20 protein-coding genes are annotated in these 25,182 nt (G+C 68.8%); 10 read left to right on the top strand and 10 right to left on the bottom strand.

The window, feature by feature from the left end:
- Positions 1 to 117 precede the first annotated feature (117 nt).
- Positions 118 to 1,317 (top strand): acyltransferase, encoded by a 1,200-nt coding sequence (locus AB0M22_RS13045; protein ID WP_364726889.1) that lies wholly within the window; start codon positions 118 to 120, stop codon positions 1,315 to 1,317.
- Positions 1,318 to 1,321: 4 nt separating this feature from the next.
- Here AB0M22_RS13045 and AB0M22_RS13040 read toward each other — a convergent pair whose 3' ends face one another.
- The 5 genes from AB0M22_RS13040 to AB0M22_RS13020 form a co-directional block, all read right to left on the bottom strand.
- The gene (locus tag AB0M22_RS13040; protein ID WP_364726886.1) at positions 1,322 to 1,726 is read right to left on the bottom strand and encodes a DinB family protein; all 405 of its coding nucleotides are present in this window, start codon (positions 1,724 to 1,726) and stop codon (positions 1,322 to 1,324) included.
- Positions 1,727 to 1,916: 190 nt separating this feature from the next.
- Positions 1,917 to 6,194 (bottom strand): alpha-(1->3)-arabinofuranosyltransferase, encoded by a 4,278-nt coding sequence (locus AB0M22_RS13035; RefSeq protein ID WP_364724861.1) that lies wholly within the window; start codon positions 6,192 to 6,194, stop codon positions 1,917 to 1,919.
- A 91-nt stretch (positions 6,195 to 6,285) separates the two neighbouring features.
- Positions 6,286 to 6,456, bottom strand: a complete 171-nt coding sequence (locus AB0M22_RS13030) for a DUF2613 domain-containing protein (RefSeq protein ID WP_083894819.1) — start codon at positions 6,454 to 6,456, stop codon at positions 6,286 to 6,288.
- Positions 6,457 to 6,620: 164 nt separating this feature from the next.
- A complete protein-coding gene (locus tag AB0M22_RS13025; protein WP_364724857.1) occupies positions 6,621 to 7,715 on the bottom strand; it encodes an isochorismate synthase in 1,095 nt (364 codons plus the stop codon).
- Between the two features lie 72 nt (positions 7,716 to 7,787).
- A complete protein-coding gene (locus AB0M22_RS13020) occupies positions 7,788 to 8,276 on the bottom strand; it encodes a universal stress protein (RefSeq protein WP_364724854.1) in 489 nt (162 codons plus the stop codon).
- A gap of 241 nt (positions 8,277 to 8,517) precedes the next feature.
- Between AB0M22_RS13020 and AB0M22_RS13015 the strand changes: the two genes are divergently transcribed.
- The 3 genes from AB0M22_RS13015 (at position 8,518) to AB0M22_RS13005 (ending at position 11,665) form a co-directional block, all read left to right on the top strand.
- Positions 8,518 to 9,681 carry a glycoside hydrolase family 3 N-terminal domain-containing protein gene (locus tag AB0M22_RS13015; RefSeq protein ID WP_364724850.1) on the top strand — a complete coding sequence of 388 codons (1,164 nt, stop codon included), beginning with the start codon at positions 8,518 to 8,520 and terminating at the stop codon, positions 9,679 to 9,681.
- Positions 9,682 to 9,770: 89 nt separating this feature from the next.
- Complete coding sequence (locus AB0M22_RS13010) at positions 9,771 to 10,370, top strand: TetR/AcrR family transcriptional regulator (protein ID WP_364724847.1); 600 nt, start codon at positions 9,771 to 9,773, stop codon at positions 10,368 to 10,370.
- Between the two features lie 152 nt (positions 10,371 to 10,522).
- Positions 10,523 to 11,665, top strand: a complete 1,143-nt coding sequence (locus tag AB0M22_RS13005; protein ID WP_364724844.1) for a DUF5685 family protein — start codon at positions 10,523 to 10,525, stop codon at positions 11,663 to 11,665.
- Between the two features lie 78 nt (positions 11,666 to 11,743).
- Here AB0M22_RS13005 and AB0M22_RS13000 read toward each other — a convergent pair whose 3' ends face one another.
- Entirely contained in the window at positions 11,744 to 12,613 is an 870-nt protein-coding gene (locus AB0M22_RS13000) for a MaoC/PaaZ C-terminal domain-containing protein (RefSeq protein WP_150400209.1), read from the bottom strand.
- The gene (locus AB0M22_RS12995) at positions 12,610 to 13,968 is read right to left on the bottom strand and encodes a 3-oxoacyl-ACP reductase (RefSeq protein WP_364724840.1); all 1,359 of its coding nucleotides are present in this window, start codon (positions 13,966 to 13,968) and stop codon (positions 12,610 to 12,612) included. The genes AB0M22_RS13000 and AB0M22_RS12995 overlap by 4 nt, the downstream gene beginning before the upstream one ends.
- Positions 13,969 to 14,255: 287 nt before the next feature.
- Between AB0M22_RS12995 and AB0M22_RS12990 the strand changes: the two genes are divergently transcribed.
- On the top strand, positions 14,256 to 15,578 hold the full coding sequence (locus AB0M22_RS12990; protein WP_364724838.1) for an acetyl-CoA C-acetyltransferase: 1,323 nt from the start codon (positions 14,256 to 14,258) through the stop codon (positions 15,576 to 15,578).
- 58 nt (positions 15,579 to 15,636) lie between these two features.
- Here the strand turns inward: AB0M22_RS12990 and AB0M22_RS12985 are convergent, their stop codons facing one another.
- Entirely contained in the window at positions 15,637 to 17,391 is a 1,755-nt protein-coding gene (locus AB0M22_RS12985) for an SDR family oxidoreductase (protein ID WP_364724835.1), read from the bottom strand.
- A gap of 435 nt (positions 17,392 to 17,826) precedes the next feature.
- Between AB0M22_RS12985 and AB0M22_RS12980 the strand changes: the two genes are divergently transcribed.
- Together AB0M22_RS12980 and AB0M22_RS12975 are read left to right on the top strand one after the other, a co-directional pair.
- The gene (locus AB0M22_RS12980) at positions 17,827 to 19,098 is read left to right on the top strand and encodes a hypothetical protein (RefSeq protein WP_364724832.1); all 1,272 of its coding nucleotides are present in this window, start codon (positions 17,827 to 17,829) and stop codon (positions 19,096 to 19,098) included.
- A gap of 42 nt (positions 19,099 to 19,140) precedes the next feature.
- Positions 19,141 to 20,421, top strand: coding sequence for a lipase family protein (locus AB0M22_RS12975; RefSeq protein ID WP_364726883.1), 1,281 nt, complete (start codon positions 19,141 to 19,143; stop codon positions 20,419 to 20,421).
- 154 nt (positions 20,422 to 20,575) lie between these two features.
- Here the strand turns inward: AB0M22_RS12975 and gnd are convergent, their stop codons facing one another.
- Positions 20,576 to 21,604: a phosphogluconate dehydrogenase (NAD(+)-dependent, decarboxylating) gene (gnd, locus tag AB0M22_RS12970; RefSeq protein WP_364724830.1), complete on the bottom strand. Its 1,029-nt coding sequence runs from the start codon at positions 21,602 to 21,604 to the stop codon at positions 20,576 to 20,578.
- 309 nt (positions 21,605 to 21,913) lie between these two features.
- Between gnd and AB0M22_RS12965 the strand changes: the two genes are divergently transcribed.
- Both AB0M22_RS12965 and AB0M22_RS12960 read left to right on the top strand, forming a co-directional pair.
- Complete coding sequence (locus AB0M22_RS12965; RefSeq protein ID WP_364724827.1) at positions 21,914 to 23,842, top strand: VanW family protein; 1,929 nt, start codon at positions 21,914 to 21,916, stop codon at positions 23,840 to 23,842.
- Positions 23,843 to 24,055: 213 nt separating this feature from the next.
- Positions 24,056 to 24,313 (top strand): hypothetical protein, encoded by a 258-nt coding sequence (locus AB0M22_RS12960; protein WP_150400201.1) that lies wholly within the window; start codon positions 24,056 to 24,058, stop codon positions 24,311 to 24,313.
- A 172-nt stretch (positions 24,314 to 24,485) separates the two neighbouring features.
- On the opposite strand, the gene AB0M22_RS12955 is transcribed toward AB0M22_RS12960, so the two are convergent.
- The gene (locus AB0M22_RS12955; protein ID WP_191093744.1) at positions 24,486 to 24,743 is read right to left on the bottom strand and encodes a helix-turn-helix transcriptional regulator; all 258 of its coding nucleotides are present in this window, start codon (positions 24,741 to 24,743) and stop codon (positions 24,486 to 24,488) included.
- Between the two features lie 143 nt (positions 24,744 to 24,886).
- Here AB0M22_RS12955 and AB0M22_RS12950 point away from each other — a divergent pair, with 143 nt between their 5' ends.
- A complete protein-coding gene (locus AB0M22_RS12950; RefSeq protein WP_364724824.1) occupies positions 24,887 to 25,111 on the top strand; it encodes a helix-turn-helix domain-containing protein in 225 nt (74 codons plus the stop codon).
- The last annotated feature ends 71 nt before the right edge of the window (positions 25,112 to 25,182 follow it).

The raw sequence follows: 25,182 nt of genomic DNA, 5'->3' as shown, positions 1-25,182 counted from the left end.
CCGGTGTCGTACCATGCGGTGCCGAGGCCGGAAACGGCCGAGAAATCGCCCGAGTTTAGCGCGGAATGTGAAACGCCGAGTTATCACCTGAGAATTGGCAAGGCAGACTGGAGCCCGATGATCGCGACCTCCACTACTTCCGTCGCTCCGGTGCCCGAATCGGTGCGGACCCGCGCCTTCCTGCCCGCGCTCGAGGGGATGCGTGGAATGGCCGCGCTCGGAGTGATGTTGACGCACGTCGCGTTTCAGACCGGGGCCGCGGGCACGCCGGTGATCGGGCGGGTGCTCGGCCGGTTCGACATGGCGGTCGCGGTGTTCTTCGCGCTCTCCGGGTTCCTGCTCTGGCGCCCGCATGCCGCCGCGGCGCGTGGCCTCGGCCGTGCGCCGTCGCTCGGTTACTACCTGCGCCATCGCGCCGCGCGCATCCTGCCCGCGTATTGGGCTGTGGTGTGCGCGGTGCTGATCCTGTTGCCGAGTGCGGCGGGCACCGCCGGGTTGCGGGTGTGGGTCTCGAATCTGGCGCTGCTGCAGGTGTTCGTGCCGCTGACGCTGACCGACGGGCTGACGCAGATGTGGAGCCTTTCGGTCGAGGTGGCCTTCTATCTGGTGCTGCCGCTGCTGGCGTTCGCGGTGATGTGGTTGCGCGGCAATGCCGCTCGCCTGCGGGTGCCGGTGCTACTCGGCCTGGCGGCGGTGTCGCTGAGTTGGAACTTCATTCCGGTGCCGACGCCCGACGCGATCCATTCCGACAATTGGCTGCCCGGATATCTGCCGTGGTTCGCGATGGGAATGGTGCTCGCCGAACTGTCTTTCAATAGCGAACGGCTATCGAGATGGCGTCGGCTGGTGGGGAATCAGTGGTTGATGTGGGCCGTCGCGCTGACCGCGTTTCTCGTCTCGTCCACCGATATCGGTGGCCCCGGCGGCCTGACGCATGCCGAGCCGTGGCAGTACGCGGCGAAGGTGGCGCTCGGCGCGATCATCGGTTTCGCGCTGCTCGCGCCGCTGGTGCTCGGCGATACCGGCCGCCCGCATCGCTGGCTGAAATCGCGGGTCGCCGCGACCCTCGGTCGCTGGTCCTACGGGCTCTTCCTCTGGCATCTCGCGGTGCTGTGGGTGGTGTTCCCGGTGTTCGGGATCGTGCCGTTCAGCGGCGATTTCGTCTACGTTCTCGTGCTCACGTTCGTGCTGAGCCTGCCCGTTGCGGCGGCCAGCTATGCGCTGATCGAGGAACCGATGCGGCAGTGGGCGCGCGGCCGGGACCGGGCGAAGCCGAAGCCGGAAATCGAGGAAGAAGACCGGCTCGCGGCTCCCTGACGGTTCAGGTGTCCAGCTGCCGGTGCATGTCGAGCAGGTGGTGGCGCAGCTCGTGCAAGGTGTGCAGGGCGAGCCAGCGCAGCGAACGCTTTTCCGGCTCCGGGTAACTGAAGATCAGCGTCCGTTCCCAGTCGGCGGCGTCCAGCCGGTCGAGCACATTGGCGAACAGCAGTGCGGCGTCGCGGACCTGGCGGCCGACATCGGACGGCTTCTGGTCCGCGTAACCGTCGTGCTCGACCCGCTCGTCGCGGCCCATCGGCGTGGTCTCGGGGGTATCGGTGCGGCGGGCGGCCAGCACGCGCTCGCGCTGCATGAGCAGCACATCGCGCATGTGGCAGGCGTATTCGAGCGGGGACCAGGTGTCAGGGTCGGGTCGCTGCCGTAGTTTCGGGGAGTCCGTGAGGAGCAGATCCGCGTATTCCACCGCGTGCTCTTTGGCCAGCGGCGCGACCTCGGTCGCGCGGGTCAGGTCGTAGACGAAACCGCATTCCGCACAGGTACTCACGACTCCACCTCGCTAGCGCTCGGTTCCGTCGCGCGCACCGGCACGCTGTAATTTCGGTTCTCTCGCTGGCGCTCGCTCACGCGGCATCACATTATCAACGAGGTCCGTTGTGGCGCAGCCCGAATGGCCGACGGGCCGGCAGCGCGGCGACGCCGACCGCGATCACCGCGAGTATTGCCGGGAGTTGGGCCCACAGTGAGCCGCCCATGTAGCCGCCGGAGGCGCGCCATGGGCCGGTCGACAGGGCCGCCGCCGAGAGTGCTGTTCCTAGGCCGGCGACGATGACCAATGCGCGTGGGGGGAACCTGGGGATGAATCGGATCGCGGCGAGTGTGGCTGCGGCGGCGATGGTTCCGACCGGGCCGGCGATGAGGGTCGCCGCGGCGATGAGGCCGATCGCGCCTAGCCAGCGAGGGGCCCAGGTCAGTGGTGCGGAATCCGCCACCGCATCAACGGTATTCGTCTCGGTCGTTATTTCTTCCTGATCAGGCACGGTATTCGCCTTGGCATCAACCGTTTTCGCCGAACGTGCGCGTCGCGGGATGGCCAATGCGATCAATGGAAGCAGCAGCAAGAGGCCGCCGAAGATGCCGATGCGGTACCAGCGGTCGGTGGGGAAGGAAACGGTGACCGGTCCGTCGGTGCCAGGCGGGAGCAGCCAGGCTTGTTGCCAGCCGTCGATGACCACGGGCTCGAGCGCACGTCCGTCGGAAGTTGTTGCGCGCCAGCCGACATTCGTGCTCAACGGCAGCACGAGCAGTCGGGTGCCGGAGGCCGACGGGGCCGGTGCGGTGAACCCGGTACGGTCGAGGCGGACCCGGTCGACGAAGAACAGGTCGGTCGGGCCGACGGTGACATCGGCTCTGCCCTGCGCCAGCGCGAGGTCACCGGAATCGGCCTGGAGCGCGTCGTCCGCGCAGAGCCGGGCGGGAACCGGTGCGCCGGAACGCAGTTGATCGGCGGTCGCGGTGACCGACGTGCGCCGGAGCTGCCCGTCGATATTGATCGTGGGCCCGATCTCACACGGCACGGTGATTTCCCGATCCAGGGCCGCGGGCGCGGGATAGTCCGGGCCGAGCACCTTGACTTCGGCCAAGCCCGGCGGCTGCGACTGCACGAAGCCGAGCGCCGTCATGTCCAGGACCGGCTTCCAGGTCCGGATGCTGAGTTCGATCCGATCGGTCACGGTGGGGTGCAGGGAGATTCGGGCCGGCCTGCCCGGCTCGCTCTTGTCCAGCTCGCGCACCTGTGGACCGTCGCCGAGATTGACCACCACCGAGGTGGGCGCGGCGGGCAGGCCGCCGAGCGACGGGGTCAGCTCCAGGCCGGTGACCAGCGCGGGCTCGGGCAGCTCGAGCGTGAGGGTCGGCTTCGCGCCGGTCAGCGACCGCACCGAGTCCTCCGGCGCGGTCCAGCTGGTGCGCGGATCGCCGTCGGTGGCGGCGAACGCGGCGCCGCGCACGTCACCGACGTCGGCCTTGCCCCGGGCGATCGGCTGGTCGCGGTCGGTGAGCAAAGCCTCCAGCGCCGGGCCTTGCCTGGTCCGGACGGTCAGCTGAGGGGTTACGGACATGGGTTCGGGGACGGTCAGCGTGCGTTGGAAGTTACCGGGCTCCTCGGGCGCGAGGGCTAGACCCTTGCTGCAACGTACGCGATTCGGCGATTCGAAACACGCGCTGCGCCCGGGGAATTCCTGTCCGAGGTCCCAGCCCTTGATCTGCGCGCCGGCTTGGGTCGGCGGCAGCACGGTCCGGTGCCGGATGTCGACGTGGACCGGCTGATCGCGGACCGAGTAGTCGTCCAGGCCGAGTTCGCTGATGCCGAACTGCCCACCGCGCTTGCCGGTTTCGGTGCGGATCGCGGTGATGGTGACCCACTGGGTCTTGCCCGCGGGCAGCGAAACCGACACGGGCGTACCCGGTTCGGGGATGCGGGTCGTCACGGTGCCGTTCGCGGTGCGCACCTCGACCCACTTCACCGGATCGCCGATGGCGGCCGCGCTGGTGCTGAAGGTCAGCTGCCCGACCCGGATCGGCTGCGCCAGATCGAGCCGAAGCCATTGGCCGAGGGCGTATTCCGAGCCGTTGCTGATCCAGGACGTCGCCGGATCGCCGTCGACCACGGCCGCGGTGGAGCTACCCGGCGCGGCACCGCCCAATTGCGTGGCGTCGGCGGCCGAGCTGGACGCGGTGATGGTCGCGCCGGACCATTCCCCGCGCACCAGGTCCGCGCCGTCCACCGGGTAGTCGGGCACCAGGTTGTGTGTGCGGCGCGCGTCGTCGGGGGCGCGGACGGCGGAATTGTGGTTGTCCACGCGACCGAAGTCGGACTCCCGATCCATCGGGGTATCGGTGACGGTCAACGGGCCACGCGGTAAACCGGCGCGGGCCGCGTCGGCGGCGAGCAGCGCCGGTGTCTCGGTGGTTCCCGGATCGCGATGCAATCGTTCGAGCACCTCGGGTCCGCCCTGCACCACGGGTACCGAGTCGAGCGGCACCGTGTACGCGCCCGGGAACGACTGCGGCGCACCGGTTCCGCTGCGCACCGCGGCCGGTGTTCCCGGCGTGGGCGTCTGCACCCGGTAGATCTCGACCGCCGGATACGCGGGCCGCAGATCACCGTCCGCGACCAGATCCTCGGCGATGACCTTGGCTTCGATCGGATCGCCGAACTCCGCCACCTTCATCAGGCCGGGCGAACCGTCGATCGCGCTGTGCGCCAGCATCGGCCGGGTCGAGCGCGACGTCTCCGGGTCGAGATCGTTGCGCAACACCAGAATTCCGATGCCCTGTCCGGCCAGCGTCGCCGCGAGCCCGGCCGACGGCCTGCCGTCGGCGATCAGCCGCTGCACCGAGTCCATCGCGCGGATGGTGCCCGGCGGGTTCAGCGGCACCGAGTCGCGGATCGCCCACGGCGTGCTCGCCAGCGCCTGCAACGGCTCGTCGCGGGTCAGTCCCCACACCTGACTGCCGAACGGCGCACCGGGCACGACCAGCGCACGGGTATCGGAAGCGTTGTGCTGCAACCAGTCCGCGGTCTGCTGCCAATACCCCGGTACCGCGTCGTAGGCGCCGCGCGGGGCGAGCTTGCCGGTCCAGGCCAGCGAGGTGGACAGGGCGAGCGCGGTGAGAATCAGCGCGGCCACCGCGACGGAACGATCCCGCTCCGGATGCGCGAACGCGCTGCGCCACACCGGCATCGGCACCGAGGCGGGCAGCGGCACCCTGGCCAGCAACTGGGCCAGCCCGAGCACCAGCGGAATTCGGATCAGCGGCTCCAGCTTGTGCACATTGCGCAGCGGCGCGCCACCGGAATCCAGGAACACCCGCACCGATTCCGCGAACGGTCCGCCCAGCTCGCCGACGTATCCGGCGCAGATGCCGACCAGCCCGACGCACAGGATCAGCGTCAGCCGACCGCGATACGGCATGGACCGCATCGCCAATCCGGCCATGCCCGCCGCCGCGAGCAACCCGGTGGCGAGCACCGCCGCGGGCTGGGTGACCAGCACCGCGCCCGCGATGCGCTCGGGCGAGACGAATGGCGTCCAGCTGTCCGTGCCGCGCAGCACCTCGGCCAGCGAGGCCCATTGCGTGGTCACCCCGGACGATTCGATGTAGTCCAGGAACGGCGGGCTCACCTTGCCGAGCAGCAGCAGCGGCACCGCCCACCAGAACGTGGCCAGCACCAGCAGCGGAACCCAGGCCCGGGTGAACCGCCACCACTCCCGATTCGGCCGATACGAGGCCCACCACAGCAGCGCGGGCAGGAACGCCGCGACCGTCGCTACCGCGTTCACCGACCCCATGAGCGCGAGTGCCAGCGCGCTGCCTGCCGCGGACTCCGCGCCACCGCGCCGCTCGCGTCCCGCTGGTCGGTCGGTCTGATCTGTGTCTGTTGCCTGTTGTCTACGCCGTCGATAACGGAGGCCGAGCGCCGCCGGCGCCAGCAGCACCCACGGCGCCAACATCATCGGCAGCGTCTCCGAGGAGATCGAGCCGAGCGTGGTGAGCACCCGCGGCGACAGCGCGAACGTGACCGCCGCGATGATGCGCGAACCGCGGGTGCCTATGCCGAGGGTCTCGCAGAGCCGGATGATGCCCCAGAATCCGGCGAGCAGCAGCAGCGCCCACCAGATCCGCTGGGTGGCCCAGGCGGGCAGGCCGAGGATATGGCCGAGGGAAAAGAACGCGCCGTGCGGGAAGAAATAGCCGTAGGCCTGGTTCTGCACCTGGCCCATCGGGGCCTGGCTGCTCCACAGGTGGCTGGCGCGTTCGAGGAAACCGAGGGGGTTCTGCGCCAGGTCGTACTTGGTGTCGGCGACCGTGCGCCCCGGCGTCTGCAGGAAGGTCAGCAGGAACGCCGCGAGCACCGTCCCGGCGAACCAGCGTCTACCCAGCGGCGCAGTCGAGTGCCGCCGCGCCGCCGGTTCGAGCGAGTCGGCAGGTGAAGCGGGGGTCAGCTCAGCGACTGCCGTACTCGACGTTGTTCAGCAACGAGGAGTCCTTGTCGCCGCTGCGGTCGATGTCGGGCCGCGAGTTCTGCTGCACCGCCACCGTGACGAGGAGCACCGCGATCACGCCGAGCACGGCGCCGCCGACAGCACTCGCAACACCAGGAACAGCAAACTTCATTGCGGCACTCCAATACATCGATGCAGGCACATTCCCGGTCAACCTAGCAGCCCGCTGCGGTATCCGGTGCGTTCAGCCCGCCGATTCCCGCCAGGTGATGCGGCTGGGGCGGCGATCACAGCGGGTCGGCGGCGCTATCAGCCGTTCCCGCGGGCGGCGGGCGGTCAGTGTGCCGGGATGGCGCAGTGCAGGCTGCCGAGCAGGGTGCGGAGCTTGGTGGTGGTCTCGTCGAGTTCGGCCTTGGGGTCCGAGGCGGCGACGATGCCGCCGCCCGCGTAGGCGTGCACGGTGTGTCCGTCGGCGGACAATTCCGCGCAGCGGATGGCGACCACCCACGCGCCGTCGCCGTCGGCGTCGCACCAGCCGACCGCGCCGCCGTAGAAGCCGCGGTCCTCCTCCAGGTCGGCGATGGTGTCGAGCGCGAGGTCGGTCGGGGTGCCGCAGACGGCCGGCGTGGGGTGCAGCAGCAAGGCCAGGTCGAGGGCGGTGGTGGAAGGGTCGCGCAGTCGTCCGGTGATCGGTGTGGCGAGATGCCAGACCTCGTGCGTGTTGATCAGTTCCGGACCGTCGGGAATGGACAGTTCGGCGCAGACCGGGCCGAGCTGGTCCCGAATCCAATCGATGACGAATGCGTGCTCGGCGCGATTCTTGGTGCTGGCCAACAACTCCCGGGCCTGCGCCGCATCGGCGTCCGGATCCGCGCGCCGCGGCGCGGTGCCGGCCAGCGGGCGCAGCGTGACCGTGTCGCCGTGCCGGGCGATGAGCACCTCGGGGGTGGCGCCGACCAGCGTCGCGCCGGTGCGCCCGGCGGGGGTCAGGTCAACCGCGAACACATTGGCGTGCGGATGCCGGGTCAGTAGCTGGGCGGCGACGAGTTCGGGTTCCAGCGCGTCGGCCGCCTCGGCCAGCACCGAGCGGGCCGCGACCACCTTCCGCAGCGGCTGCGCCGGATCGTTCAGCTGCTCGACGAGTTTCGTCACCCGCGCGATATGTTCAGCGGCACTGGGGATCTCGGTGACGAACCGCACGGCGGGCAGCTCGGGCAGCGCGGCGGGCCGCCACGGTCCCGCGGTGTGCTCGACCCGCTCGGGCACGCTCAACGCGGCCGGCTTGCGCGGATCGAACGGCAGCGCACCGACGATCATCGCCGCCTCGCCGTCCCGCAGCGCGGCCACCGCCCGATCCGCCTCGTCGAAGGCGACCCGGCTGCCGAACGCCCGGACCACCCCGTCCGGCTGAGCAAGCAGGAATCCATCCATAGTCCCTCGACCATAACCCCGCGCCCGCCCGTCGAGACCCACCCGTGAGCCCCCTCACGACCGAGCCGCCGGCTAACCGGTTTTGGCCGCGGGTTCCTTGCCGGGCGGGACCATGAGCACCGGGCGATGGCAATGCTTGAGCACCGCGTCGGCGACGCTGCTGTGCATGAGCGCGCGGATGCCGGTGGCGCCGCGGGTGCCCGCGACGATGATGTCCACGTCCAGGTCGTCGGCGCATTCGACGATGGCGTTCCAGATCGTCGTGGTGCACTCGGCGGTGCGCGCCTCGGCATTGAGCCCGGCGAGTTTGGCCAGCCGGACGCCCTCGGTATTGATCGTGCGCGCGTCGACGTAGGCGACGTCCTCGATCTCCTCGTCGGGGACCCACTCCGGCTGCATCACCCCGGACAACCCGGACAGGCGGGCGGCTTGGCGCACCATCGGCTCCCACGCGGTCAGCACGATCGCTCGGTTCGCGCTGAGGAACCGCCCGGCGTATTCGATGGCCCGCTTGGCGTTCTCGGACCCGTCGTAGGCGATGAGCATCAGATCGCAGGGCACGATGACCTCCTGGTGGGAGACTCACGGCTGTTGATTAAGGCTACCTTGACCGAGCCCGGCCCACCTGCTGGCGCGCGGAATCGATCGCGCCTCGGAACACCCAGCTCGGGTAACCACGCGGCCGCCCCACCGGTACCGCCATACCGCGCGATCAGTGCGGCCTCGCGCATTCGCGCGTCGCAAGCGCTCTGTGCGGCCTCGCGCCGTCGCGCGTCGCAAGCGCTCTGTACGGTTGACGTCCATGCGGAAGACGCCCCTGCTCATGCTCGCCGTGCTGGCCGCCGTCGCGACCGCCTGCTCGAGCGGCGGTGGCGGCGACTCCGCGCCGCCGTCGGCGGCCGGTCCCGCGTCGACGACCGGATCGTCCACGCAGACAACAACATCCGCGAAACCTGATTGCCCGGCCGGCTATCTCGCGCAGTTCACCCTGCGGCAGAAGCTGGCGCAGCTGTTGACCGTCGGCATCACCGGCGACGCCGACGCCGCGAATGTGGTGAGTACCGAACAGGTCGGCGGCATCTTCGTCGGCAGCTGGACCGATCTCACGCTGCTGACCTCCGGCCAGCTCGATCAGGTCAAGCAGTCGGCCAAGGTCCCGCTCATGGTGACCATCGATGAGGAGGGCGGCCGCGTCTCCCGGGTGGGGAACCTGATCGGTAAGGCGCCCTCGGCCAGGGCGACGGCCGAGACCATGACCCCCGAACAGTTCCACGACGCCACGCTGACCAGGGGCCGCGCGCTGAAGGACCTCGGGGTGACGGTGGATTTCGCGCCGGACAGCGACGTGAGCAGCCAGCCCGACGACTCGGTCATCGGCGACCGTTCCTTCTCCGACGATCCCGCGGTGGTCACCAAGTACGCCGACGCCTACATCCGGGCCATGCGTGAGGTCGGTGTCGGCACCGTGCTGAAGCACTTCCCCGGTCACGGCTCCGGCTCGGGCGATTCGCATCGCGGCGCGGTCCGCACGCCCCCGCTGGCCGACCTGCAGAACGTCGACCTGGTCCCGTTCCGCAACCTGATCAAGTCCGGCGCGGGCGTGATGGTCGGCCACCTCGACGTCCCCGGCCTCACCACCCCGGACGTGCCGGCCAGCATCAGCCCGCAGGTCATGGCGCTGCTGCGCGGCGGCAGCGGTTACGGCGCGGCGCCGTTCGACGGGCCGATCTTCACCGACGATCTCAGCGGCATGGCCGCGATCACCAGCCGGTTGTCCATCGCGGACGCGGTGGAGGCCGCGTTGGTCGCCGGTGCCGACAACGCGCTGTGGATCAGCACCAATGCCGTGTCCAGCGTGCTCGACCAGCTGGAGCAGGCGGTGGCGGCCGGCCGCCTGCCCGCCGCCCAGGTGGACGCGTCCGTGCTGCGTATGGCGACCTTCAAGGGCGCGCTTCCGCGCTGCTGAGGCACTGTTTCCGCGACTGGTGAGCAAATGCGACCCACGGAACTTACCTTGGAGTAATATATGAACTTCACCATGCGGTAGGAGAGTGGATGGCGGGCGGAACGAAACGACTTCCTCGGGCGGTTCGTGAGCAGCAGATGCTCGATGCCGCGGTCGAGGTGTTCTCGCGCAAGGGCTTCCACGATACCTCGATGGATGCCATTGCCGCCGAGGCGAAGATATCGAAGCCGATGCTGTATCTGTACTACGGCTCCAAGGACGAACTGTTCCGCGCCTGCATCCAGCGCGAGGGCCTGCGTTTCATCGAATCGGTGGTGCCCGCTGGCAATCCACAGCTCTCCCCGCACGAACAGGTGCGGGTCGCGCTGGAGGGCTTCCTCGGATTCGTCGACCGCAACCGGCGCTCCTGGCAGGTGCTCTACCGCCAAGCCATCGGCCAGCAGGCGTTCGCCTCGGAGATCGAGAACGCCCGCGAGCGCGTCATCGAACTGACCGCCAAGCTGCTCGAATCCAGCGCCAAGCACCCCGAGCCCGGCACCAACTTCGACGTGGTCGCGGTCGCGGTGATCGGCGCGGGCGAGGCCATCGCCGACCGGGTGGCCAGCGGCCGCATCGAGGTCTCCGAGGCCGTCGACCTGCTCGACGATCTGGCCTGGCGCGGTCTGGCCGGCCGCAAGAAGACCGAGTAGACCAGACCTCGGCTGGGTGCCGGCTTCGGCGTGCCCGGATGCGGGTGATCCGCGCGTAGCGGTTGCCGTGCGGTTAACGGCCTGCCAGAGTGCGGAGATCACCAAGCACAGACCGGCTCCAACCAGGACGAGCCGGGGAGAACGGGGCGGAATTGTTCGGGTTGCTCAGGCCGTGTTCGCACGGCGCGGCGAAGTATGGAATCGATGCGGCCGAGTGGCGCACGCACATGTGCGGGCTGTGTCTGGGGTTGCGCGACGGGCACGGTCAATTGGCCCGGGCGACAACGAATGTGGACGCGATCGTGTTGAGCATGCTCACCGAGGCGCAGTCCACCGGCGCGGTCGAGCGCACGACGGCCGGGCGGTGCGCGCTACGGGGGATGCAGCGCGCGTCGGTGGCCTCGGCGAATTCGCCCGGGGTGCGGCTGGCCGCGACGGCGTCACTGTTGCTGGCCTCGGCCAAGGTCCGTGACCATGTGGACGACGGCGATGCCTCGGTCCTGGCGCGTACGCCGATGGCGAAGGCCGCGAGTCGCTGGGCCGGGCAGGCACAGACGAGTGCGCAGCTCATCGGCCTGGACGTGGAACCGCTCGTCGCCGCGCTGAACACGCAGACGCAGTTGGAGCAGTCGGCCGGCCACGGGACGGACGCGCTCGCGCGCCTGACCGCACCCACTCAGCTCTGCGCGTCCGAGTTCTTCGCGCACACCGCGATTTTGGCCGAGCGCCCGGACAACGTCGACGCAATGCGCACGGCGGGTTGGCAATTCGGCCGGATCGCGCACCTCGCCGATGCGGTACAGGACTACGAGACGGACCAGGAGCGCGGCAGATTCAATCCGCTCGCCGCCACCGGCACCAGCATGCCGCAGGCGTATGACCTACTGCGGGAATCGGATTCGCGACTGCGTGCCGCGGTCGCGCAGGCCGAGCTGGACACGGTGCCCACCGTCCGCTGGATGCTGCTCGACCCGCTGACCTCCGTCCTGCGCAAACTCGGTCAGGGCATCGGCACGGTGGCCGGTCACGCCTGCGGGATATCCGACGAGCACGCCGACGTCCGGATGCAGTCGCGGCGCACCGGCCACCGCCGTCCCGGCATCGGCGAATCCCTCACGCTCATCCTCGGCGGGTACTGCACCGGCTATGCCTGCTGTGCCGATCACACCCAGCCGTGCACCGGCGAACGCAAGGACGCCTGGATGAAGAACTGCGACGGCATCGGCTGCGACGGCGGCTGCGGGGGCGACGGTTGCTGCTGCGACTGCTGTGGCTGCTGCGACTGCAACTGCTGAACCGCTTGCCGCACAACGATTCTCGGTGAAACGACAGGAGCCGCACCCGGCCGGGTGCGGCTCCTGTCGTTCAGTACGTCAGCGCAGTGACGCGGTGAGGTGCGGGAACCCCTTCTTCGGGTTCAGCACGGCCAGATCCCAGCCGCCCGCCACCTGATCCGCGTACACGTTCACCGTCGACGGCAGGAAGATCGGCTTGCCGAACTTCACCGAGTAGGTGGTCTTGGCCGGCACCCGGCCCTCGATGGTGCCGAGGATGTGTGCGGCCGACCACATGCCGTGCGCGATCGGCTTCGGGAAGCCCAACGCCTTGGCGCCCAACGAGGAGATGTGGATCGGGTTGTGATCGCCCGACGCGGCGGCGTACTGGTTGATCGTCTTCTGATCGATCCGCCAGGTGCGCAGCGGCGGCGGCGCGGCCTCCTCCGGCTTGGGTTCCGGCTTCGGCCCACCGGACAGCGAGGTGCGCTGCTGGTGCAGGAAGGTGGTGACCTGTCGCCAGACCAGCTCGCGGCCGACGCTGATCTCGCTGATCGCGTCGACCAGTAGACCCTTCGGGTGCTCGCGCAGATTCTCGATGTGCGACTTGATGTCCAGCGGCTCGCTCACCGAGATCTCGCGGGTCCGCTCGATCACGTTCTCCGCGTGCACCGCACCGACCGCGACGAACGGAAAGTCGCGCTGCACAACGAGTTGCATCACGATCGGGAAGGTGAGGATGAACGGGTAGGTCAGCGGCAGCGCATCACCGAACCGCAGCCCGGTCGCCCGGCAGTAGGCGGCCAGATGATCCGGGTCGACCCGCAGGCCGTCGAGTTGACTGGACCGATCCGGCAGCGTCGACTTGCGCCCCGAGACCAGCGGCAGCGGGATCGCGCCCAGCGCCGCCTTCAGGTACAGCGGCCCGTTCTTCGGTGTCTCTTTCAGGGAGATCACTTGCGACATCATGCTCCGATCAGGCTCTGCCCGCAGACGCGAACGATGTTGCCGGTCACCGCGTTCGACGCCGGGCTGGCGAAGAAGGCGATGGTCTCGGCCACGTCGACGGTCTGCCCGCCCTGCAGCAGCGAGCTCATCAGCCGGCCCGCCTCACGGGTGGTCAGCGGGATGGCGGCGGTCATCGCGGTCTCGATGAAGCCGGGCGCCACCGCGTTGATGGTGATGCCCTTCTCCGCCAGCTTCGGCGCCTCGGCGTTGACCATGCCGATGACCCCGGCCTTGGACGCGCCGTAGTTGGTCTGGCCGCGGTTACCCGCGATGCCGGCGATGGAGGACACGTCGATCACTCGACCGCCCTCCTTCAGCGCGCCTCGGGACACCAGGCCCTCGGTGATTCGGTGCGGCGCGGCGAGGTTCACGTTGAGCACCGAGTTCCAGCGGCCCTCGTCCATGTTGGCGAGCAGCTTGTCCCGGGTGATGCCGGCGTTGTGCACGATGATGTCGATGCCGCCGAAACGCTCGGTGGCGAACTCGGCCAGCTTCTCCGCGGCGTCGGGCGCGGTCACGTCCAGCGCGAGCGCGGTGCCGCCGACCTTGTTCGCGGTCTGCGAGAGCGCCTCACCGGCGGCCGGGATGTCGGCGACGATCACGGTCGCGCCGTCCCGGGCGAACACCTCGGCGATGGTCGCGCCGATGCCGCGCGCGGCGCCGGTGACCACGGCGATCTTGCCGTCCAGCGGGCGATCCCAGCTGGCCGGCGCGGTGGCGTCGTCCTTGCCGACCCGGAACACCTGGCCGTCGACGAACGCGGACTTGGCCGAGAGCAGGAAGCGCAGCGTCGACTCCAGGCCGGTCGCGCCGGTCGAGGCCTCGGGGTGCAGGTAGACCAGCTGGGCCGTGGCGCCGCGCAGCAGCTCCTTGGCCACCGAGCGGGTGAAGCCCTCGAGCGCGCGCTGGGCGATCTGCTCGTCCACCGTCGAGGCGAGCTCGGGGGTCGTGCCGATCACCACGATGCGGCCGGACGCGGCGATGCTGCGCATGGCGGGCTGGAAGAATTCGTAGAGCTGGGACAGGTCCTCGATCGAACCGATGCCGGTCGCGTCGAACACCAGCGCGCCGAACTTGGTTCCGGCACTGGCCGAATCGGCGAAGGTGTAGTCCGTCAGCAGGGTGCGCAGCGGCTCGGCGACCCGGCCCTTGCCGCCGAGCAACACCGGCCCGGGCAGCGGCGCTTCGCCCGCCTTATAGCGACGCAGGTTCTCCGGCTGCGGCAGCCCGAGCTTGCTCGCCAGGAACTGACCCGGGGAGGAGTGTACGAACGATCCGTAGAGGTTGGGCGCACCCTTGCTCTTGCTGGCTGCCACTGTTCCTACCTTTTCTGTGTGGTCGGCGGCGTGTGCACGGTCCCTGCCGTGTGGTTACGCAAGCTACCGCCTCCGGGACTGTCGCTCACGCCGCGATGCTGTTCTCGGGTCTGCTGGTTCCCCCGGCATTTGGTCTGCTCACGCACATTTGCGGGGGTACGGTGTCGACAACAAACTTACTCCAGAGTAAGTTTAATGTAAACCAACCGCGACGGGGCGCCGATCAGTGGAGACTTCCACGCGGACTCCGGAGCGCCGAACATCCCCAACGAGACCTGGAGACTCGAGTGACAACCAAATCCCGTTCGGCGAAGAGCACCGCCAAGACCGGTAAGACCACCCGCCCGGTCGCGATCGTGGGCGGCAACCGGATTCCGTTCGCTCGCTCCGACAAGGCGTACGCGCACGCCTCGAACCAGGACATGTTCACCGCCGCGCTGGACGGCCTGGTGAGCCGCTTCGGCCTGCAGGGCGAGCGGCTCGGCATGGTGGTCGGCGGCGCCGTGCTCAAGCGGGTCGGCGAGCACGGCATGATCCGCGAGAGCGTGCTCGGCAGCAAGCTCAGCCCGTACACCCCGGCCCACGATCTGCAGCTGGCCTGCGGCACCGGCCTCCAGGCCATCGTCACCGTCGGCGACGGAATTGCCCAGGGCCGCTTCGACGCCGGCATCGGCGGCGGCACCGACACCACCTCCGACGCCCCGATCGGCGTCAGCGAGGGCATGCGCGAGTGGATGCTGGATGCGAACCGCGCCAAGTCCAACAAGGACCGGCTCAAGCTGGTCGGCCAGCTGCGCCCGAGCATGCTCGGCATCGAGATCCCGCGCAACGCCGAGCCGCGCACCGGGCTGTCCATGGGTGAGCACGCCGCGATCACCGCCAAGGAGTTCGGCGTGCCGCGCGAGGCGCAGGACGAGCTGGCCTACCTGTCGCACAAGAACATGGCCGCCGCCTACGACCGTGGCTTCTTCGACGACCTGATCACCCCGTTCCTCGGGCTGACCCGCGACGACAACCTGCGTCCCGGCTCCACCATCGAGAAGCTGGCCACGCTCAAGCCGGTGTTCGGCGTCAAGGCGGGCGACGCCACCATGACCGCGGGCAACTCCACCCCGCTGACCGACGGCGCCTCCGCGGTGCTGCTGTCCAGCGAGGAGTGGGCCGCCGAGCGCAACCTGCCGGTGCTGGCCAACCTGGTCGACAGCGAGGTCGCGGCCGTCGATTACATCCACGGCCCGGACGGCCTGCTGATGGCGCCGACCTACGCGGTGCCGCGCCTGCTCGCCCGAAACGGCCTGACCCTGCAGGACTTCGACTACTACGAGATCCACGAGGCGTTCGCCTCCGTGGTGCTCGCCACGCTGTCCGCGTGGGAGTCCGACGCGTACTGCAAGGAGCGGCTCGGCCTGGACGGCGCGCTCGGCTCGATCGACCGCAGCAAGCTCAACGTCAACGGCTCCTCGCTGGCGGCGGGTCACCCGTTCGCCGCGACCGGCGGCCGCATCGTCGCCTCGACCGCGAAGCAGCTGGCGGAGAAGGGATCCGGCCGCGCGCTGATCTCCATCTGTGCCGCTGGCGGCCAGGGCGTGGTGGCGATCATCGAGCGTTAAGCACCGAGTGAAAGGTGGCATCCGGTCGTAAATCACGACCGGATGCCACCTTTCGTCGTCAGCGCACCAAACTGCCTCGGGCGGCGGCGAATCGGACCACGCCCGGGGCGAATCGGCCGAAGACGTACTGCAACCGGGCTTCCGGCGTCACCGGGACCACGTCCTTGTTCTTCCGCACCGCCCGCACGATCTGCTCGGCCACCTTCTCCGGCCCGTATCCCCGCAGGCGGTAGAGCCGGTCGTAGAGCTGTTGCCTGCGCCGCTCCTCCTCGGCGGAGACGCCGGACATCCGGGTGTTCGCGACGATATTGGTGTGCACGATGCCGGGGCAGATGGTGCTGACACCTATTCCGCTACCGGCCAATTCGGCCCGCAGGCAGTCGGAGAACATGAACACCGCGGCCTTGCTGGTCGAGTACGCGGTGAACGCCTGCTGCGGGGTGTAGGCGGCCATGCTGGACAGGTTGACGATGTGCCCGCCGAGCCCGCGCTCGGCCATCACGCCGGCGAACGCGCGGCAGCCGTTGACGACGCCGTGCAGGTTGACCGCGAGCACCCGGTCGAAATCCTCGGCCGAGGTGTCCAGGAATCGCCCGGCCTGGCCGATGCCCGCGTTGTTGATCAGTACGTCGGGCACGCCGTGTTCGCGGATCACCCCGTCGGCGTGCTTGCGCATCGCGGACTCGTCGGACACGTCCAGTTCGTAGGCGTGCGCGGTGCCGCCGGCCTGGGCGATCAACGCCACTGTGGCCTCGGCCGCTACCCCGTTGACGTCGGACACCACGACTTCGGAACCCGCCCGCGCGAACGCCAGCGCGGTGGCCCGGCCGATACCGCTACCGCCGCCGGTGATCACGACGAGCTGATCCTCGAACGGCTTGCGCGACACCCCCATTCGCGCGCGGCGCAGCGCCCGGGCCGGCGGCGTGCCGGTCACCGAGTCGATCAGTTCGACGGTGGCCGCGGCGAGCAGCTGCGGATGCGAGAACGGCAGCCAGTGCCCGCCCTTCACCACGCGCAGCCAGACCTGATCGGCCCACTGGTCCTCGTCGGCGTAACTCGATTGCCGCACTGCGGGATCGCGGGTGCCGATGATGATCTGGGTTGGCACCGTGGTGAATTCGTCGCGCGCCCGCAGCGGATTCGCGGCCCAGGTCGACCGGTAGATGCGCAGCCCGTTCGCCATGTCCTGCTTGAACGTCGGCGCCAGATGAATGTCTTCCGGCGCCGCGCCCTCGGCCGCGGAAAGCGCGGAGCGCCACAGCTGTTCGCTCATCCCCAGCTTGATCGCGGCCTTCGGTAGTCCGGGCAGCGCGAGAAACGTCGAGTAGGCGAACGAACCGAGCTGGGCCAGCGGCAGCGCGATATTGCGCGGCGTCGGCCGCGACAGCCGCGCCCGCGCCCACTTGCCGACGTGCGCGATGCTCGGCCCGGAGACCGAGGTGAACGACGCGATCAGGCGGGCCGAGTCGGGCCGGCAGACGACCTCCCAGGTGGCGACGCTGCCCCAGTCGTGCGCGAGCACATGCACGGGCGCGCCGCCGCCGAGCGCCTCGATCACCGCGACGTAGTCGGCGGCCAGCGTCGTGGTCGAAATGGCCGCGGTGCCGGCCGGGTTGGACGATTCGCCGTGCCCGCGGTTATCCACGCTCAGCACCCGGAACCGTTCGGTCAGCTCCGGCACGACGTTGTCCCACAGGTGATGGGAGTCCGGCCAGCCGTGCAGCAGCAGGACCGTCGGCCCGTCCGGATTGCCTTGCTCATAGACGGCGATGTCGACCTCGCCATTGCGGACCACATGCTTCTCGGCCATGGATTCACCCCACTATCCGGGCCGCGGCGGTCGCGGTCCGTGGACGTAGCTGTCCGACCCCATTCTGTCTGAGACGGTGAGATTCGGATAGCCCCCGCCGTGGTGATGACCCGCCCGTGACCGCTGTGAGCTTTCTCATGAATGTCGGCTCACATCCGCGTCGCATTTCTCGACGTCCGCGGGACTATTTAACAGCTACTAGCAGGCAACTTATGTGTTACAGGTTTTCTTCGGTTGCCGAGCCTCCGCCACATCGTTTCTTGCAGCGGGGCTGATCTGTGTGTTTACCTGCACGTCACCTACTGTGCTACCGGTGATCGGCAATCGTCGAGGCGTTATATCGCCGCCTTATCGACTTGCAGCTACCGACAGGACATCTCTTCGGCTTAACGAATTACTCGAATCGAGCTAGCAGAGAGGAAGGCTGAACAGCTGATGCGAATCGGTATAGCGCTGCGCGCCACCGCCCTGGCCCTCGCGGCCGCGGTCGGTCTCGGACTCGCGGCCGCGGCCCCCGCCGGAGCGGCCGGCGAGGTGGACCGCTACCTGGATCTGCCGCTGGTGAACCGGGACGCCGCGAGCAGCCCCGGCGGCGTCAACCCGGAACTGCCCTACGACGCGGCCGAGCTGCGCGGGTTGCTGGACGAGGCGCGCGCTCGAGGGGTCGCGCCGACCCGCTACGCCGCGCTGCTTTACCAGTACTGGCTGGTCGACGCGACGAACAAGGCGGGCATCGACCTGCGTTCCTGGGATCCGCGCGCGGGCGTCGAGGCCAACCGCACCAATCTCACCAGGTCCTACCGCTACTACGAAGACCTGCAACTGAATCACCGCGAGCTGCAATGGGCGGGCATGGGCGGTCAGGTCGGCGCCGACTTCGGCGGCGGGCTCATCGATTTCGAGCTGATGGGCAACATCTACGGCCTGCCCGGACTGTCCGAGTCGGCGCGCGGCGTCATCGCCGCGGTCGAGCAGGCCGCCGGACCGCAAGCGGTGGCCCAGCTTCCGCGCGGCCTGATGGCGCTGGCCGAGGCGGGCTCGCAGATTTCGCCGGCGGACCTGCGCTACATCATCGGGATGATCCTGGTGATGCAGAAGAACATCTTCTCCGATCTGATGCCGATGCACGACGCCTACGTCACCGAGGGCCTGCCGGCCCTGGAAGAGTTCCAGGCGGCCGGGTTGTTCGGCGCCGACATCATGGACGCCTGGCGCGGGGTGGCCTCCGGCGACTACGACCGGATCGCCTCGGGCAACGGCACTTTGCTGCGCCGGGAACAAGAGTGGGTGATTCGCGACCAGTGGGATTCGGTGCGCGGTTACAAGGGCAGCGTCGGCGAGGCGATCACCTATGTCAGCGGGGCCGCGGGCTCGCCGTCGGTCGCCGGCGTCGCGCCGCCACGGGAGTTCAACCCGGTGCGCATGCAGGTCACGATGGCCGACGGACGCCCGGCGCTGGTGACCTTGCCGCTGCCGGAATGGAATTGGTCGGAATTCGACTCCCGCTGGGACTACATCACCACCGAGCTGCTGCCGAAATACAAGTTCCAGGTCGAAAACAACTGGCCCGCACTGGAAGCCGTGATGCGCACACCGTACGAGATCCAGATGGAATCGCATCGTCCGCTGTTCAACATCCCGCAGCTGCTGGATTCGGCCGCCCGGCAGATCCAGGTGACTCCGATCGACACGATGGCGGTGCGCTAGATGAAACTGTTCACCGCGGCCGTCGCCACGGTCACCGCGCTGATGTTGTGCGCGGGAACCGCTGCGGCGCAAGGGGAAATGCCGACGCCCGGATTGGATCGGGTGTTCAACGGCTTCGTCGTCGGCCAGATCCAAGGCGCGCAACCGGTTCCGCCGGATCAGGCGTTCCAGGCGCTGCTCGCCGATGACCCGTTCTATCAGGAGCCGCCGCTGACCGGCGCCGAAGCGCCGGGAACGCTGTTGAAGGCCAAGAAGGTCGACGTGATGTTCCTCGGCATCACGCCGCCGGACGTCGAGGCCTACAAGCTGATGTACGTCACCACCGGCATCGACGGCGTCACCCCGGTGATCAGCACCGGCATCCTGATGATTCCCAATCATGGTGCGCCCGTGGGGGAGAAGAAGGTGATCTCCTACCAGGAGGCCAACGACAGCGTCGGCTGGTCCTGTCATCCGAGCACGCAGTGGACCGGCGGCGATCCGCTGGACGGTTCGTCGTGGTCGGCGCTCGGCCCGCTGGCGCTGATGTTCGACAAGGGTTACGCGGTGATGATCTCCGATGTCGGCAACGACGGAGATCGCAAGCCGCACGGCGTATTCGCGGGCAAGTTCGCCGCGCACGCCCAACTCGACGGTGTCCGTGCGGCATTGGCGCACCGGGAGGCCGGACTCGATCCGAAGGCGCAGATCGGCCTGTTCGGCATCGCCGGCGGCGGGGTCGGCGCGGCCTTCTCCGCCGAGCTCCAGCCCACCTACGCACCGGAACTCGACGTGAAATCCGCTGTGCTGGAAGGGATGGTGGTCAACCCGCGCAACTTCATGCGGGTCGCCGACGGCTCGGTCGGCTCCGGATTCGCCCTGGCCACGCTGCTCGGCCTGGAGCCGGCGTACCCGGAGATGGAGGTGAACGCCAAGCTGAACCCGGCGGGCGTCGGATTGGCCAACGCCTTCCGCACCCAGTGCCAGACGCCGGCCTACTTCGGGCTGCCGTTCCTGCCGCTCAACACCCTGTTCAACTCGGGCCTGAGCCCGGCTGACGAACCCGCCTTCCAGCGCGCGTTCGAGGACAACATCCTCGGCCGCTCCGGCACGCCGAAGGCCAAGGTGGCCATCACGTCCTGCGTCGCCGACGACTCGCCGATGTCGCTGGTGCCCGCCAAGGACTCGCGCGAACTCGCCGAGACCTATCGGGCCGGCGGCACCGACGTGACCTACCAGCCCACCGACTGCGGCATGGTCCGCATGCTCACCGATATCTACGGCTGGGGCACCGACCTGTTCGGCATGCAGACGATCGACTGGATCGACCGCACCTTCGAGTGAAAAGGATTACCCGCCATGGCATTTCTCTACGGCATCAATTATCTGTTCTGGTACGGCCCGCTGGCGGTCGCGAAGTTGATGGCACAGGCGGCCGGCTTCTGACCGGTCGCTGATCACCGCGGCTCCCGCATCTCGCGGGAGCCGCGGTTTTTCGTTACGCCCCCGGCAACTCGTTGTGCCCGCCGAACGCCTTGCGCATCGCCGAGAGCATCTTGTCCGCGTAGAGCGTCTCGCCGCGCGAGGAAAACCGTTGGAACAGCGCGGAAGCCAGCACCGGGGCGGGTACGCCGGTGTCGATCGCGGCGTCGAGCGTCCACCGGCCCTCGCCGGAATCGGAGACCCGGCCGCTGTAGGAATCGAGGTTCGGATCGGCGTACAGCGCGCTCGCGGTGAGGTCCAGCAACCAGGAGGCGACCACCGAGCCGCGGCGCCACACCTCGGTGACCTCGGGCACGTCGATCTCGTACTGGTAGTACTCCGGATGCTCCAGCGGCGTCTCCTCGGCGGAGAACTCGCCGTCGTGTTCGGCGCCGTAGTTGGCCTTGTGCAGGATGTTCAGGCCCTCGGCATAGGCGGCCATCGCGCCGTACTCGATGCCGTTGTGCACCATCTTGACGAAGTGCCCCGCGCCGGCCGGCCCGCAGTGCAGGTAACCCTGCTCGGCCGCCGACGGCTCACCGGTGCGTCCCGGCGTTCGCTCGGCCGCCTCGACGCCGGGCGCGATCGACTTCAGCAGCGGATCCAGATACTTCACCTGCTCGGCCTCGCCGCCGATCATCAGGCAGAAGCCGCGATCCAGGCCGAAGACGCCGCCCGAGGTGCCGATGTCCACGTAGTGAATGCCCTTGGGGCGCAACTGTTCGGCGCGCTTGATGTCCTCGTGGTAACGACTGTTGCCGCCGTCGATGATGATGTCGCCGGGCTCCAGCAGCTCGGCCACCTGGTCGATGACGGCGCCGGTGGCGCCTGCCGGGATCATCACCCAGACCACCCGCGGCGTCGCCAGCGTGCGCACGAATTCCGCGAGGTCGGTGCTGCCCTGGAAGTCCTCGCCCAGCTCGTCGCGCAGGATGTCGATCTGGTGCGGGCGACGTTCGTAGCCGACGGCGGTGTGGCCGTCCTTGACGATGCGGCGCACGATGTTGGCGCCCATCCGCCCGAGGCCGATCATTCCCAGCTGCATGCCATCCATCTCCCTCGTGTGTGCGGTGGCCGGACACTCGTTCGTCCACGATTGTCCCGCTTCGGTCCGATACTGGTCTGTTCGGCTGTGTAACGCACGGTGCGTCGCACCGATAATCAGATCGGCTCCGCGTAGTTGCCAGACCCCCGACCCGGCAACTGCGCGGGGCCCTTTGCGTGTACGACCGGGTCCTTTGCACGGAGTTTGCTGTAGATCGGTGCTCACCAGACGTTGTCGGCATCGCGCACTATCGTTGGCGGAGGCTCGCGTCGTGTGAGCCCCAACTCAACCGAACGGGGAGGACGGTTCGTGACGAGCCAGCCGAGCACCGGACGTCGTGGCCAGCAACCGGCAGGCGAGGTCGGCTTACGCCAGCTGCTCGAATCGGCCCAGGCCAACGGCACCACCCCGACCCAGGCGCACGGGGCCCCACCGGCGCCGGAGTGGGGCGACGACTCGGCACCCACCGTGCCCATCCAGGTCACCCCGGCCCGGCGCGCGAGCCATCGGGCCGCGCCCGGCGAGCGCCCGGTGCGGCGGCCGATCTCCGGCCCCCCGCCGAAGCGGCTGAATCGCACGGTGTTGAAGCGGGCGGGCATCACCGTCGGTGCGGTGCTCGCGGTGGCCGGCGTCGGTTACGCGGTCGACTGGGTGCTGTCCTCGGGTGAGGTGCCGCGCGGCACGGTCGTGTCCGGCATCGAGGTCGGCGGACTGGACCAGGCCGCCGCGGACGCGCGGCTGCGCGCGGAACTCGCGCCGCGCGCGGACCGTGAGCTGCCGCTGCGCATCGGTGACGTGCAGACCCGGGTCGTTCCGGCGACCGCGGGGTTGACCGTGGACTGGGACGGCACCTGGGAGCGCATCGGCACCCAGCCGCTCAATCCGCTCACCCGGCTCACCTCGTTCTTCAGCGCCCGCGACGTCAAGGTGGCCAGCACCATCGACGACGTCGCGCTGGAACGCCAACTGACCGCGCTGCGCGTGCACGACCGTCCGTCGGTCGAGGGCACCATCGCCTTCGACAAGGCCAGACCAGTCGCCGTCGCCCCGGTTCCGGGCCGGGTGCTCGATATCTCCGCCGCGCGGGCCGAGCTGATCGACAACTGGATCACCGGCATCACGCTCGACCTCCCGGTGCACCCCGCGCCGCTCACCGTCCGGCCGGAAGCGGTCGACCAGGCCCTGCGCACGGTGGCCGAGCCCGCGGTGCGCGCGCCGATCACCTTCGCGGGCAAGGGCGCCTCGGCCAAGCTGGACCCCGAGCAGATCGCCACCGTCCTCTCGTTCGCGCCGGATGGCCAGGGCGGCCTCGGGCTCGCCATCGATCAGAACGTCGCGGTCGGTTTGCTGGGACCGCAGCTGGTGGCCACCGAGATCGAGCCGAAGGACGCGACGTTCGCGCTGACCGGCGGCAAGCCGACGGTGGTGCCCGCGGTGGTCGGCGACAAGATCAACTGGCCGAAGACCTTCGAGCAGCTCACCGCGCTGCTCGCCGCGCCGCAGGAGCGCACCGGCCAGGCGGTCTACGAGAAGGTCGAGCCGAAGCTGACCACCGAGGCGGCGAAGGGGCTCGGCGTCGTCGAGACCATGGGCTCGTTCACCACCAACGGCTTCAGCGGTCCGTCCGGGGTGAACATCAAGGTGGTCGCCAGGAAGGTGAACGGCGCGGTGGTGAAGCCGGGAGATACCTTCTCGCTCAACGACTTCACCGGTCCGCGCGGCGCCGCCGAGGGCTATGTCGAGTCCGGCATCATCGACCACGGCAGGCCGGGCACCGCCGTCGGCGGCGGCATCAGCCAGTTCGCCACCACCCTCTACAACGCCGCGTACTTCGCCGGCATGGAGGACGAGGGCCACACCGAGCACAGCTACTACATCTCCCGCTACCCGGCCGCGCGCGAGGCCACGGTCTTCGACGGCGCGATCGATCTGCGCTTCCGCAACAACGCGCCCACCGGTGTCTACATCGAGGCCGTCACCACGGATTCCGAAGTGACCGTTCGGCTTTGGGGCACCAAAACGGTCGAGGTGGAATCAGTGACCGGCGACCGGAGCAAGCCGACCGAGCCGACCACGATCAAGCTGCCGAAGGGCAAGGACTGCATCGCGTCCGAGGGCGCGCCCGGCTTCACCACCTCCGACACCCGCATCATCACCGACAAGCGCTCGGGCCGCGAGGTCTCCCGGCACACCCGGACGGTCAAGTACGACCCGATCCCCGTCGTGAAATGTGAGTGAGCGCAACGACTCCGGAGATTCGAGCCAACTACTGGCTAACCCGTAGCGCGTCGCCGGTCAGCCTGGGGCGCGGCGAATCATTCTGCGGCAGGGCGACTTTGGTGAGCGACCCCCCGGCGAATGGGATATAACTACGCCAGATTCCGGGACGCCAGTCCGGTTCTGTCTCGGAGTGGGGCTCAAGGTAGAGCGAAGTGTGAAGGGGATACCGTCGTGGACCAGATCGACTCAGTCAGACCGTATGCGGCGGGGCGGGGAAACAACGCCGCAGTCACGCTGGGTACGGCAATCGGAGACGAAGTCGCCCTGCGCGTTGTGCAGGGCAATGGCACGTTGTGCGACGTTGTGGTCGCCGCGTGGGCGATGGGTGTCGATCCGATCGAGGCGGTGCTGCAGTACGCCGAGGCGGCCACCGGAGTGATCGTCGACGACCTGGTGGTGGTGGACGGCGCAGATCCTCGCTGCGCGTAGGCGTTTCCCCGTGCCGGCAGTAGGGTGCCGCACGGGTCTATTCACGGCGCGCTGCGCCGATTTCGGGCGTGAAGTGTTGCGCCGCAACAGTTCACCGATAGTCGTTTCGGCTCGCTGTCCCGCGCAATAGGTTTCGCACCGCCAGAACCCGGCGGTGTTCGGCTGTACCGCGCTACTCCTCCGGGCGTTCGACGTCACGCAGTGCGGCGGCGACGAATTCGCGCATCGGGATGTCGAGCGCGGTGCACAGTGCGTGCAGCTGCTGCATGTCCGGCGATCGATCGCCGTTCTCGAAGCGCTGGATCGTGCTGACCCCGAGTCCGGTCAGCGCGGCGAGTTGCGGGCGCGTCAGCGCCCGCCGGGCCCGGGCTGCCCTGAGTTCTGCCCCGACCGCACGGTTGATGTCCGAAGGTACCTTTTCCACACCCATACGGACCATTCTGAGGTCCGAATGGCTACCTGGCAAACGACATGCCGGAAAAACGCCGAGGATCACCGCAGCTACCGGGCATTTCGCCCATAAAGGTCTGTGGCGAGTTGCAACAGGTCCGAACGGACCTTAATGTGCTCCGTATGGAACACCTAGACCACATGGTTGCCGGGAAGGTGCGGCGCGCCATGTCCGACGCGGGACTCTGTCTCGAGGACTTGGCCGCATGTTCCGGGCTGCCGGCATCCGACCTGCGCAGCCTGCTTGCCGCGCACGGCTCGTTCACGGTGGACGAGCTCGCTCGGATCGCCGCGGCGGTGGATTGCCGCGTTGTCGACCTGCTGCCCGACGAGGGGGATCTGCGATGACCGACACCGGCCGCGGCCGGTCGCTCGGCGCGTCTCGTTTCGCGGATTCGGCGTGTCGCATCAAACATTTT

It is taken from the genome of Nocardia sp. NPDC051756, assembly GCF_040681495.1.
In the GTDB taxonomy this organism is placed as follows: Bacteria; Actinomycetota; Actinomycetes; order Mycobacteriales; family Mycobacteriaceae; genus Nocardia.
The sequence above is the reverse complement of the archived record's forward strand: the minus strand, read 5'-3'. Positions and strand labels throughout refer to the sequence as shown.

What these genes read in the sequence shown, in the direction of transcription:
- AB0M22_RS13045 (WP_364726889.1), top strand. Translation starts at nt 118, where the DNA reads ATGATCGCGACCTCCACTACTTCCGTCGCTCCGGTGCCCGAATCGGTG.
- AB0M22_RS13030 (WP_083894819.1), bottom strand. Translation starts at nt 6,456, where the DNA reads ATGAAGTTTGCTGTTCCTGGTGTTGCGAGTGCTGTCGGCGGCGCCGTG.
- AB0M22_RS13025 (WP_364724857.1), bottom strand. Translation starts at nt 7,715, where the DNA reads ATGGATGGATTCCTGCTTGCTCAGCCGGACGGGGTGGTCCGGGCGTTC.
- AB0M22_RS13015 (WP_364724850.1), top strand. Translation starts at nt 8,518, where the DNA reads ATGCGGAAGACGCCCCTGCTCATGCTCGCCGTGCTGGCCGCCGTCGCG.
- AB0M22_RS13010 (WP_364724847.1), top strand. Translation starts at nt 9,771, where the DNA reads ATGGCGGGCGGAACGAAACGACTTCCTCGGGCGGTTCGTGAGCAGCAG.
- AB0M22_RS13000 (WP_150400209.1), bottom strand. Translation starts at nt 12,613, where the DNA reads ATGATGTCGCAAGTGATCTCCCTGAAAGAGACACCGAAGAACGGGCCG.
- AB0M22_RS12985 (WP_364724835.1), bottom strand. Translation starts at nt 17,391, where the DNA reads ATGGCCGAGAAGCATGTGGTCCGCAATGGCGAGGTCGACATCGCCGTC.
- AB0M22_RS12980 (WP_364724832.1), top strand. Translation starts at nt 17,827, where the DNA reads ATGCGAATCGGTATAGCGCTGCGCGCCACCGCCCTGGCCCTCGCGGCC.
- AB0M22_RS12975 (WP_364726883.1), top strand. Translation starts at nt 19,141, where the DNA reads ATGTTGTGCGCGGGAACCGCTGCGGCGCAAGGGGAAATGCCGACGCCC.
- gnd (WP_364724830.1), bottom strand. Translation starts at nt 21,604, where the DNA reads ATGCAGCTGGGAATGATCGGCCTCGGGCGGATGGGCGCCAACATCGTG.
- AB0M22_RS12955 (WP_191093744.1), bottom strand. Translation starts at nt 24,743, where the DNA reads ATGGGTGTGGAAAAGGTACCTTCGGACATCAACCGTGCGGTCGGGGCA.
- AB0M22_RS12950 (WP_364724824.1), top strand. Translation starts at nt 24,887, where the DNA reads ATGGAACACCTAGACCACATGGTTGCCGGGAAGGTGCGGCGCGCCATG.